The sequence below is a fragment of the Streptomyces ossamyceticus genome (genome assembly GCF_001418475.1).
Taxonomy (GTDB): Bacteria; Actinomycetota; Actinomycetes; order Streptomycetales; family Streptomycetaceae; genus Streptomyces; species Streptomyces ossamyceticus.
This window is the reverse complement of sequence record NZ_LIQX01000412.1, coordinates 1-10,002: the sequence shown is the minus strand read 5'-3', so window position 1 is coordinate 10,002 and position 10,002 is coordinate 1. Positions and strand designations below refer to the sequence as shown.

General features: G+C 72.9%; 10 protein-coding genes and 2 pseudogenes. 5 read left to right on the top strand and 7 right to left on the bottom strand.

Annotated elements, in window-relative coordinates; all coding sequences use genetic code 11:
- A partial coding sequence (locus tag AOK15_RS27650; protein ID WP_055521074.1) for a hypothetical protein occupies positions 1-417 on the top strand: 417 nt, incomplete at its 5' end.
- Between the two features lie 70 nt (positions 418-487).
- Here the strand turns inward: AOK15_RS27650 and AOK15_RS27645 are convergent.
- Positions 488-1,081, bottom strand: a complete 594-nt coding sequence (locus AOK15_RS27645) for a TetR/AcrR family transcriptional regulator (RefSeq protein WP_055521073.1) — start codon at positions 1,079-1,081, stop codon at positions 488-490.
- Positions 1,082-1,295: 214 nt separating this feature from the next.
- Here AOK15_RS27645 and AOK15_RS27640 point away from each other — a divergent pair, with 214 nt between their 5' ends.
- Complete coding sequence (locus AOK15_RS27640) at positions 1,296-3,374, top strand: SpoIIE family protein phosphatase (protein ID WP_055521072.1); 2,079 nt, start codon at positions 1,296-1,298, stop codon at positions 3,372-3,374.
- A gap of 24 nt (positions 3,375-3,398) precedes the next feature.
- On the opposite strand, the gene AOK15_RS27635 is transcribed toward AOK15_RS27640, so the two are convergent.
- Positions 3,399-3,812, bottom strand: a complete 414-nt coding sequence (locus AOK15_RS27635; protein WP_055521075.1) for a winged helix-turn-helix transcriptional regulator — start codon at positions 3,810-3,812, stop codon at positions 3,399-3,401.
- A 148-nt stretch (positions 3,813-3,960) separates the two neighbouring features.
- Here AOK15_RS27635 and AOK15_RS27630 point away from each other — a divergent pair, with 148 nt between their 5' ends.
- Positions 3,961-4,806, top strand: coding sequence for an SDR family oxidoreductase (locus tag AOK15_RS27630; protein WP_055521071.1), 846 nt, complete (start codon positions 3,961-3,963; stop codon positions 4,804-4,806).
- Here AOK15_RS27630 and AOK15_RS27625 read toward each other — a convergent pair.
- Positions 4,803-5,654, bottom strand: a pseudogene (locus AOK15_RS27625) (aminoglycoside adenylyltransferase domain-containing protein). The gene AOK15_RS27630 and the pseudogene AOK15_RS27625 overlap by 4 nt on opposite strands.
- A gap of 204 nt (positions 5,655-5,858) precedes the next feature.
- Between AOK15_RS27625 and AOK15_RS27620 the strand changes: the two are divergent.
- Positions 5,859-6,428: an AMIN-like domain-containing (lipo)protein gene (locus tag AOK15_RS27620; protein WP_055521070.1), complete on the top strand. Its 570-nt coding sequence runs from the start codon at positions 5,859-5,861 to the stop codon at positions 6,426-6,428.
- Between the two features lie 138 nt (positions 6,429-6,566).
- Here AOK15_RS27620 and AOK15_RS27615 read toward each other — a convergent pair whose 3' ends face one another.
- The 4 genes from AOK15_RS27615 to AOK15_RS27600 form a co-directional block, all read right to left on the bottom strand.
- Positions 6,567-7,481, bottom strand: a complete 915-nt coding sequence (locus tag AOK15_RS27615; protein WP_055521069.1) for a nuclear transport factor 2 family protein — start codon at positions 7,479-7,481, stop codon at positions 6,567-6,569.
- A gap of 345 nt (positions 7,482-7,826) precedes the next feature.
- Positions 7,827-8,630: a rod shape-determining protein gene (locus AOK15_RS27610; RefSeq protein WP_055521068.1), complete on the bottom strand. Its 804-nt coding sequence runs from the start codon at positions 8,628-8,630 to the stop codon at positions 7,827-7,829.
- Positions 8,627-8,995: a TraR/DksA family transcriptional regulator gene (locus AOK15_RS27605; protein WP_055521067.1), complete on the bottom strand. Its 369-nt coding sequence runs from the start codon at positions 8,993-8,995 to the stop codon at positions 8,627-8,629. Before AOK15_RS27605 ends, AOK15_RS27610 begins: the two co-directional genes overlap by 4 nt.
- Positions 8,996-9,049: 54 nt before the next feature.
- Positions 9,050-9,379: a TraR/DksA family transcriptional regulator gene (locus AOK15_RS27600; protein WP_055521066.1), complete on the bottom strand. Its 330-nt coding sequence runs from the start codon at positions 9,377-9,379 to the stop codon at positions 9,050-9,052.
- A 360-nt stretch (positions 9,380-9,739) separates the two neighbouring features.
- On the opposite strand from AOK15_RS27600, the pseudogene AOK15_RS27595 reads away from it, so the two are divergent.
- Positions 9,740-10,002, top strand: a pseudogene (locus tag AOK15_RS27595) (sensor histidine kinase); the annotation flags it as partial.

The following is a 10,002-nucleotide window of genomic DNA, read 5'->3' as shown; positions in this document are numbered from 1 at the left end:
ATCGCCGCGGGGGAGCGGCGACGGGCCGCCGGCCGGGCGCAGGCCGAGGCCGACATGCGCGCCGCGGGCTTCGAACCGCTGGAACCGTACCCGGGGGCCAGGGTCCGATGGCTGTGCCGGCACGTCGTCTGCGGCCGCACCGTCCACCCGAGGCTGTTCGGGATCCGCGCCGGGAAGGGCGGCTGCCGCGCCTGCGCCGGGCGGGCCCCGGTGGACCGTGCTGCGGCCGAGGCGGAGATGCGGGCGGTCGGCATGGAGCCGCTGGAGCCGTTCCCCGGACGGGTACGGGACCGATGGAGGTGCCGCTGCATGACCTGCGGCCACATCGGTACGCCCGCGCTCAACAACATCCGCCGCGGTCAGGGCGGCTGCTACGCCTGCGCGCACCGCGCGGGCCGTTCCCTCGACGTGGCCTGACCGGCCCGCCCACCCGCACCGAGGGGGGTGCCCCCGCCGCGTGCGCCCGCGGCGGGGGCACCGGCCCGTGTCAGGTCGCCCGGAGGGCCCGCAACATCGCCACCAGGGCGTTCTGCGTGTCGTCGAGGTCGGCGGGGTCCTTGGAGGCGGCCAGCCACAGTGCCGCCTCGTTCATCGCGCCCGACAGCAGATGGGTGAGCGGCTCGACCGGCTGCGCGGTGATCGTCCCCTCCTCGATCAGATCCCCGAGCACCTGAGCCAGGTGCCGCCCCGACGTCGTCTCGTTCATGGCCCTCCACTCGCTCCAGCCCAGCACGGCGGGACCGTCGACGAGCATGATGCGCTGGATCACCGGGTCCGTGGAGACGGTGAGGAACGCCTGGCATCCCGAGACCAGCTGCTCCCAGGTGTCCTCCCGGGCGTCCGCCGTCTCGGCGATCCGCTCGGCCACCTCCTCCTGCACCTGCTCCAGCACGGCCCGGAACAACTCGGCCTTGCTGGAGAAGTGGTGGTACAGCGCGCCCTTGGTGACGCCCGCCGCCCGCACGATCTCCGACAGCCCCACGGCCCCGTACCCCAGTGTGGCGAACAACCGGCGGCTCTCCCGCACCAGCGCCTGCCGGGTCCGCTCCCGCTGCTCCGCCCGAGTGCCTCGCGTCGTCATCCGCTCCCCCCGTCCTTCACGTACTGAAGGTACGTGAACTTTCCCCGCATGGCGATCCACCCTCCGGGACCGTTCCCGATCCCTGCGACGGCGCCGAGCCCCCTCGGCGTGGACCGTGATGGCGTGCGGTGGCGCGGGGTCGGAGGTATGACTGACAGGGGGCCCGGCAGCACGGGACCGGTTTCCCGCGCCGCCGCCGGAAGGAGTGTCCGGTATGCCCGAGCCAGAGACCCGGACCGGAAGCGGCCGGCAGGACGGCATCACGGCCGCGCCCGGCGGGCTGCTCGACGTGCTGCGCGTGGCGGCACTCGTCCTCGGCAGCGACGGCCGGATCGCCCTGTGGAGCCCCGAAGCGGAGTCCCTGCTCGGATTCACCGCGGCGGAGGCGCTGGGCGAGGACGCGGGCGCGCTGCTCGTCGCACCGGAGAACCAGACACGGGCGCGCGAGCTGTTCCGCAACGTCCGCACCGGGGCACGCTGGGCGGGGGTCTTCCCGGTGCGGCACAAGGACGGCTCCACCCGCCGCGTCGAGTTCCGCACCATGCAACTGCGCGACGCCGACGGCGACATCTTCGCCCTCGGCCTGGGCGCCGACGCGGAGACCGTCCGCAACGTCGAACGCGATCTGGCGCTCTCCCACATCCTGGTCAGCCAGTCGCCGGTGGGGATCGCCGTCTTCGACCCGGACCTCAGATGGCTGCGCGTCAACCCGTCGCTGGAACGCCTCAACGGAGTGCCCGAGGCGGCCGTGCTGGGCCGCCGCGTCGGCGAGGTGCTGCCCGCCCTCGACGTCGACGCCATCGAGTCACGGATGCGCTACGTCCTGCGGACGGGTGAGCCGCTGCTCGACCAGCAGACGGTCGGCCATACGGAGGCCGACACCGAGGACCACGCCTTCTCGGAGTCGTACCACCGCATCGAGGACCCGAACGGGCGGGTCTTGGGCCTGGCGATCTCCGTCCTGGACGTCTCCGAGCGGGAGCGGGCGGCGGCCGAGGTCGCCCAGGCGCGGGAACGGCTCGCGGTGATCGCCGACGCCGGAGTCCGCATCGGCACCACGCTCGACCTGCGCCGGACGGCATGCGAGCTGGCGGACGTGGCCGTTCCCCAGCTCGCCGACCTCGCGGCCGTGGACGCCCTCGACGCCGTCGTCAACCCCGGCGGCTCGGCCGCGCCCCGCGCTGACGGCTCCCTCGACTTCTGGGCCCTCGCCCTCAAGGCGAGCCACCCCACCGACGCCATCGAGGCCGCCAACCCGGTCGGGCAGCCCGCCCTGTACAGCCCGTCCCGGATGGTGACCCAGTGCGTCCGCGAGGCACGCCCCCTCCTACGGGCACACGTCGACGACACGGTGCTGCGGCGCATCGCCCGCGACGACGCCGCGGCCGAGACCCTGCGGAGCGCCGGCGTCCACTCGTATCTGGCCGTGCCTCTGATGGCCCGCGGCGAGGTCCTGGGCACCCTCAGCCTGTGCCGCACGGTCAACCCCCGCCCGTTCGACGACCAGGACGTCACCCTCGCCGTCGAACTGGCGGCGCGCGCCGCCATCTGCATCGACAACGCGCGGCTGTACGGACGGGAACGGGACATCGCGCTCACCCTCCAGCGCAGCCTGCTGTCCCAGGCGCCGCCGCACCACGGCGGCATGGAGGTCGCCTCGCGCTACCGGCCCGCCATCAGCGAGGTGGGCGGGGACTGGTTCGACGTGCTGCCCCTCGACGACGGCAAGATCGGACTCGTCGTCGGGGACGTGATGGGCAAGGGGGTGCACGCGGCGGCGATCATGGGCCAGCTCCGCACGGCCACCCGCGCCCTGGCCCGGCTCGACCTGCCCCCCGCCGAGCTGCTGCACCACCTCGACGGCCTCACCGCCTCCCTCGGCGACTCCGACACCCTGGCCACCTGCCTCTACGTCGTCTGCGACCCCCGCCGCGGCCGCTGCGAACTCTCCCGTGCGGGCCATCTCCCGCCGGTCCTGGTGGGCCCGCACGGGAAGGCCGAACTCCTCGACATCGCCGCCGGTGTCCCCCTCGGGGTGGGTGGCGTCCCCTTCACCGTCGGCGAGCACGAACTCGCCGAGGGGGCCCTGCTCGCCCTGTTCACGGACGGCCTGGTCGAGAGCCACGAAATGTCCGTCGACGCGGGACTGCACAACGTGATGCGCGTCCTCGACGACACCCGACTCCCCCTGGAACAGACCTGCGACCTGCTGCTCGCGGCCCTCACCCCCGAGCCGGACGACGACGTGGCCCTGCTCCTGGCCCGCCGCGCGAACGGCCGGCGACAGGGGTAGCGGTCGCCTCGACGGAGGGAACCGTCAAGGGGACGGGAGAGCGCCCCGCGACGGGTCCGCGTCGAAGTCGTCGCGGGCCCGCTCGACCTTGTCCAGGTTGCCGGCGGCCCACGTGGCGAGGTGCGCGAAGAGGGGGGCCAGGCTGCGGCCCAGGTCGGTGATCTCGTACTCCACCCTGGGAGGCACCTCCGGGTGGTACGTGCGCTCGACCAGGCCGTCGCGTTCCAGTTGGCGCAGCCGCTGCGTCAGCACCTTCGGGGTGATCGTGCCGATCCGCCGTTGCAGCTCGACGAACCGCCGGCGGCCCTCCGTGTGGAGGGTCCACAGGATCGGCGTGGTCCAACGGCTGAACACGATGTCGACGACCGCGCTGGTCGGACAGGCGAGTTCGGGGTCGGTCGTGGCCGCTGCCACCCAGTCGGTGTCGCCCGCCGTCATGAACACCCCTTCGGGATAGTCACTTTCCTCTAGGTACCTACTATACCGACGGTGTTAGCGTCCCCGTGTCGCCCGGAGAGCAGCTCCCGGACGACGGTCCCGCCCACTCGGGCGGCGACAACATGCCTTACTGACAAGGGAGTTGTTCATGTTCGTAGTGACGGGGGCGACCGGCAACGTGGGCCGATCGCTGGTGCGGACCCTCGCGGCATCCGGTGCACGGGTGACCGCGACATCCCGCGGGATCTCCGACGCCGATGTGCCGGAGAACGTCGAGCACGTACGGGCCGACCTGACCGACCCCGAGAGCCTTCGGCCCGTGTTCGACGGCGCCGACGCGCTGTTCCTGCAGAACGGCGGTCCCAGCGCGCACCTGCTGAGCACCCGGGACATCCTCGATGTCGCCAAGGCGGGCGGCGTCGAGCGGGTCGTCCTGCTGTCCTCCCAGGGAGTGGCGACCCGGCCCGGCTCGGCCTCCCACGGTGACGTCGCGCGCGCCATCGAGGACGCCGTCCGGGAGTCGGGCATGGCCTGGACGATCCTGCGCCCCGGCGGCTTCCACTCCAACGCCTACGCCTGGGCCGAGTCCGTCCGCGCCCGGCGGACTGTCAGCGCGCCCTTCGCCGACATCGGCCTGCCGACCATCGACCCGGACGACATCGCCGAGGTCGCCGCCTCGGCCCTGCGGGAGGACCACCGCACCGGAAGGATCCACGAGTTGACCGGGCCCGCGCTCACCACGCCCCGCCAACGGGCCGAGTCGCTGGCCGACGCGCTCGGCGAACCCGTCCGCTTCGTCGAGCAGACCCGTGAGGAGGCCCGCGCGCAGATGCTGCGCTTCATGCCCGAGCCGGTGGTGGAGACGACGCTGACGATCCTCGGCGAGCCCACCCTCGCCGAACAACGGGTCAGTCCCGTCGTCGAGCAGTTCCTCGGCCGCCCGGCCCGCACGTTCGACGACTGGGCCCGACGCCACGTCGCCGCCTTCCGCTAGGGGCTGTCGGCGGGCTCGGCAGGCGCGGGTGGACCACCGTCGGTGTCGACACCGGCAGCTGAGACAGCGGCCCTCGACCCCACGGGGGTTCGGGTGCGCGGCCGGTCGATCTCGGCGAGCACGTGGTCCACGTGCGGCCCCACCCGCGCCCGCAACGCGTCGCTCCAGCTCTCCTCGGCGTAGGGGCAGTCGAGATAGAGCTGCCTGGCCTGCCTGAGGGCGGCGCGGTGCTCGGGCGGGAGCTGGGCGAGGGCCCAGTCGGCGGCGGTGTCCTTCGGCATGATCCGGCCGGTGGCGAGCGTGCTCCGGATGCGGGCGAAGGTCAGCAGGACGTTGCGGGTGTCGCTCCGCAGGTCGTCGAGCAGACCGGGGATGCCCGCCACACTCGCCCGGACCAGGTCGGCCCGCGGCACCGGGGCGAGGACCTGCGCCGGGCGAGGCCGGTGAGCGGGTGGTCGCCGGTCGGCGTCATGGTGATTCAGCAGGGCCGGATCGGGCATCGGCTCCGGCCGGGGAACCTCCCCGGCCTCGTACGCGGCACGCAACCACTCGCCGTAGAGGAAGTCGCCGGTCGGCGGGTACCGCCACGGCCGGACCTCGGACCGGACGACCACGGCGAGTTCGACCGGGCGGGCCCTGTTGCGGTCGCCGGAGATCCGGAGCAGCCCATCGAGGAGTGTCCGTCGATCCCGCTCGTCCACGCGCCGCCGGGAGACGACCAGCACGTCCACATCGCCGGCCGGCCTGAGGCCGCCCAGCACGGAGGAGCCGTGGAGGTAGGTGCCGATGACGTCCTGGCCCAGCACACCGCCGACCAGGCCCACGATCTCCCGCAGTTGATTCACCACATCAGCGTCTCCTGCCGTCCGGCAGACCGCACCGCATTGTCTGGCCTACGTCAGGAGCGCCGCGGCTGCCGGTCATGACCGGCAGCCGAACCCTTCCCCCTCCGGTGAGCGGAATTTCCACTTTCCGGTAAGCGGAGTGCAACCGTCGGGGCGATCCGCATGTCTCCCCTGATGTCGGACATTCGTACCCTTGGGGGGAACAGAATGACTAGAAGCAGAACGGTCTGTGTGACCGCCGCCCTCGTGACCGCCGCACTGGGTGTGGCCGCGGTACCGAGCGTGGCCGCTCCGGCCGCCGCCCCGCGCGCGGCGACCGCGTGCCCGACCGGTTGGGGCAGTCTCACCAAGACGGACTGGTCCAGCACGGCGGGCGAGTACATCACGAACGCCAGGACCGGCCGCCACGACTGCTACGACCGGTTCGTCGTCGACGTCCCCGGTGCGTCCGCGGACCAGCTCGGCTACACCGTGCAGTACGTGGACCGGTTCATCCAGGACCCGACCGGCGAGACCATCCCGGTCACCGGCGGCGCCATCCTGGAGGTCGTCGTGCGGGCACCGGCCTACGACTCCGGCGCTCCCACCTACCCCGGCAAGGTCGGGAAGCCGCTGCCGGGTGTGAACCTCACCGGGTACCGCACCTTCCGGGACGCGAAGTTCGGCGGCTCCTTCGAGGGCCAGACCCAGTTCGGACTCGGAGTGCGGGCCCGACTGCCCTTCCGGGTGCTGCAGCTGGACGGGCATCTCGTGGTGGACGTGGCCCACACCTGGTGAGCCACCGCCGCTGACCGGCCGCCGGGCGCACCGCCTCCCGACGGCCGGCGGCCGGCGGCGGGGTTCGTCCCGGCCTCGGCTCCTGGGTACCGGGGTGATTGCCTCGGTCCGAAGAGGGCCGCCGGCTCGGCTCCCGGGCTACTGCCCGTCGGCGGCGACGTCCCAGTGCTCGATGATCTTTCCGTCGACCACGCGGAAGAGGTCGGCGACGACGTAGTCGGAGCTGAAGACCCACACGAGATCCCCGTCGGCGAGAGTGTGCCCGAACCGGGTCTTCCCCTCGGCGGCGGGAGCGTCCGCGTCGGAGTCGCCGCCGGTCGACGCTCCGTCCTGCGCGCCCTGTTGCAGGAACTGCTTCAGCGGGGCAGTGCCGTTGGTGATCGCCGGGTTGTGCTGGTAGTACCGGGAGTCCCACCTCTCGTCGATCACGTTCACGTCACCGTCGGAGAGCCTGCGGTACGCGGAGACCGCGAACTTCCGGTTCTTCTCCTCCTGTTCCTCGGACAGCGCCGGTGCCCCCTGCGGGTACCGGTACACGTCGTTGAACAGCGAGTTCCCACTGGCCGTCTTCTTCGGGACGGTCTGCGTGATGCCCCAGTGCTCGGCCACCCTGCCGTCCCGGACCCGGTACAGGTCGACCTTGGCCTGGCCGGTCGCCTCCTTGCCCGGGGTCGCCGACGCGTGCCAGTGCACCGCCACCAGGTCGCGGTCGGCGGCCACGTGCTTGACCGTGGCCACCGCGCCGGGAATCTTCGCCTTCAGCCTCTTGAACAGCTCGACCTGCCCGTCGGCACCGCCGGGCACCGACTTCTCGTGCTGCACGAGGTCGGCGGCGACGAGCTCCTTCACCACGCCGGTCCGGCCCTTGTTGAACGCCTCCGTGTACAGGCGCAGAACCAGCGCCTTGTTCCGCTTCTCGTCGGCGCCGGACGGAGCGTCGGCAGCCGAGGACGTCGTGGACGTGGCGTCGGTGCCGGTCGCGGACGTGCCCCCGCAGGCGGTCGCGAGGAAGGCGACGGCGGCAAGCCAGGGCAGAGTCTTCCGGTATCTCACTTGGTTCTCCCGCGTGTGGTCGGTCGGCCGGCAGGTCGACGGGCGTCGGCGATGCGTCACTGGGGGCCGGCGCCCCGAGGGGCGTGGTCCTCACGCCCGTCTCGGTGCCCTGGCCTGCGTGTTCATCCCATCGCGACGCCCGCGGCCAGGCACTCCGCCGACCAGCGGTACGACCCCCGCCGACAGGCCGGACGCGCCCCCTCCGGTCCCGGCGCCCACACCCCCGACCACGACGCCACACGGCCCCTGGCCCTCAGCCTCGGCGACCTCGCGCTCCACCGCCCGCCGTCCACCGCGAGGCCCTCCCGCGGTGCCGGCTGCCGGGCGGGGCCGGCCCGCCGCCCGCTACGCGCCGTCGGCCGACGGGTGGGCGTGCGCGGACTGGAGGAAGGCGGCGGCGCCGCGGAGGGCGGCCGTGTGCGGCGCCGGGACCACTCGCATCGACGTGCGCAGGCTGCCGCCGAGCCGGAAGGTGATGTCCGGGCGCAGAGCGCCACCGCCCGCCAGGAGCACGCCTCGGCTCAGCGCGTCGGCGGTGAGGGACGTGCGGTCCTGCCGGAGCATCGAGGTGACCATGGTGGTGATCGCTCCGACGATCTCCTCGGGGTCACCGGCGCGGGAGATGTCGGCGGTGCCGAGGGCCGTACGGCGGGCGTCGAAGACGAGGCCGTCGCACAGCAGGACGACCTCGGTGAGATGGGCACCGATGTCCACGACCAGCAGCGGACGCGACAGGTCGGCACGGGCGGCGAGGGCGACGGCGCGGGCCGTGGGCACGGTCAGCACCGCGCGTGGCCGCAGCACCTCCACGGCGGTGCGGGCCCGTTCCCGGTAGAGGGGACCGTCCAGCACGGGTGTCGTGACCACCACCAACGGGCGGGTGAGGCCGGGCAGACGGTGACCGAGCAGCCGGTCGAGCATACGGGCCGTGCCGGGGACGTCCACGATCGTGCCGCGCTGGATCGGGTACACCGCGTCGGCGCCGGGACAGGTCACCGTGGGCACGTCGAGGATCACGCCGCGGCCGGCGATCCACGCGCGGGTGCGCAGGCTGCCCAGGTCGAGGGCGAGGCCGCAGCACCGTCGGCACTGCGGCCAGGGCCGGTGCCGGGCCGGGAAAGTGGCGCGGGGGCGGCGGATGACGGTCATCGCCCGGCCTCCCGCACCTGCTGGCACCGCCCGCAGTAACGGGCCTGCGGCACGACCGTCAGCCGTTCGCGGTCGACGGGGCGCCGGCACAGGTGGCAGACGCCGTAGCGGCCCTCGGCGATACGCCGCAGCGCCGCCTCGACGTCGGAGAGGACCATACGCGCGGACGCGGCGAGCTTCACGTGGACTTCGTCCTGCGCCGGGCAGCGGCGCCGGCGCAGGTCCTCGGCGCGGGACGCCGCGGCGATCTGCCGCAGCTGTTCCCGGCGGAACAGGAGTTGCTCGTGCAGGTTCTCCTGCAGCGCGGCGAGGTCCTCGGGCGACAGATGCGCGGCCTGGACGCCGATGGTCTGGTGGTTCACCACTTCACCCCTTGTGAGCAGGGCGGGAGACAGTAACGGGCGGGACGGCGGGGTGGATCAGGCGGCGGCACGGCGCTGGCAGGTGACGCAGTGCCGTGTGTACGGGAGGATCTCCAGGCGCTCGGCCGGGACAGGCGCGGAGCAGCCCACGCACGTGCCGTAGGTGCCCTCGTCGATACGGGCGAACGCCGCGTCGATCTCCTTGAGGACCTTGCCGATCGCGTCGGCCTGCGCCGACATCAGGGGGTCCTCCGCGCTCTGCCCACTGTCCCGCAGCGCCCGGAGCTGGGCGATGCGGCTGTTGCGGGCGTGTTCGAGACGCTGCCGCGCGTCGTGCGAGGTCAGGCGTGCGGGACGGGAATCGGTCCGGGAGGGGTCCAGGGGCACGGGAAGGGTCCTTCCGAAGGAGGGGCGGGCGCGGCAGCGGCCGCCCGGTCCGGCGGCGTACGGTCGGGGGCGCCGTATGCGCCGGCCGTCCGGGCTGCTCGGTCACCTTCGACTCTGCTCGTCCGCCCGCCGAAAACCCATCGGGCGCGGGGCCCATTTCCCGGGAACCGCGTTACCCATACGCATGGGTATCTCGCAACCTCCGATATGGGTACCGTCCTCCCTCGCTTCCTCCTGGATTTCAAGGCAGAGTGGGGGGAGGACGGTCACAATCAGAGGCTTCGATTGTTCCCAGAGTTCCACGACGACCGACAGTGGAGGGGAAACCGAGGTCGGTTCGCGGAGGGAGGCGTTTCCCCGGTGTCGCTGTTCTGGCGGATCTTCGGGCTCAACGCCCTGGTGCTGGGCACCGCTACGGCACTGCTGCTGTGGGCTCCGGTGACGGTCTCCGTACCGGTCCTGCTGACCGAGGCGTTCATCCTGGTGGGCGGTCTCGCCGTCATGCTGGTCGCCAACGCCGCCCTGCTGCGTCTGGGCCTGGCCCCGCTGGATCGGCTGACCCGGCTGATGGCCACCGTCGACCTGCTGCGCCCCGGGCAGCGGCTGCCCGGGGCGCAGCAGGT

Excerpts from the sequence above, each read along its gene's own strand:
- AOK15_RS27640 (WP_055521072.1), top strand. The coding sequence starts at position 1,296 with ATGCCCGAGCCAGAGACCCGGACCGGAAGCGGCCGGCAGGACGGCATC.
- AOK15_RS27620 (WP_055521070.1), top strand. The coding sequence starts at position 5,859 with ATGACTAGAAGCAGAACGGTCTGTGTGACCGCCGCCCTCGTGACCGCC.
- AOK15_RS27610 (WP_055521068.1), bottom strand. The coding sequence starts at position 8,630 with ATGACCGTCATCCGCCGCCCCCGCGCCACTTTCCCGGCCCGGCACCGG.
- AOK15_RS27635 (WP_055521075.1), bottom strand. The coding sequence starts at position 3,812 with ATGACGGCGGGCGACACCGACTGGGTGGCAGCGGCCACGACCGACCCC.
- AOK15_RS27645 (WP_055521073.1), bottom strand. The coding sequence starts at position 1,081 with ATGACGACGCGAGGCACTCGGGCGGAGCAGCGGGAGCGGACCCGGCAG.
- AOK15_RS27630 (WP_055521071.1), top strand. The coding sequence starts at position 3,961 with ATGTTCGTAGTGACGGGGGCGACCGGCAACGTGGGCCGATCGCTGGTG.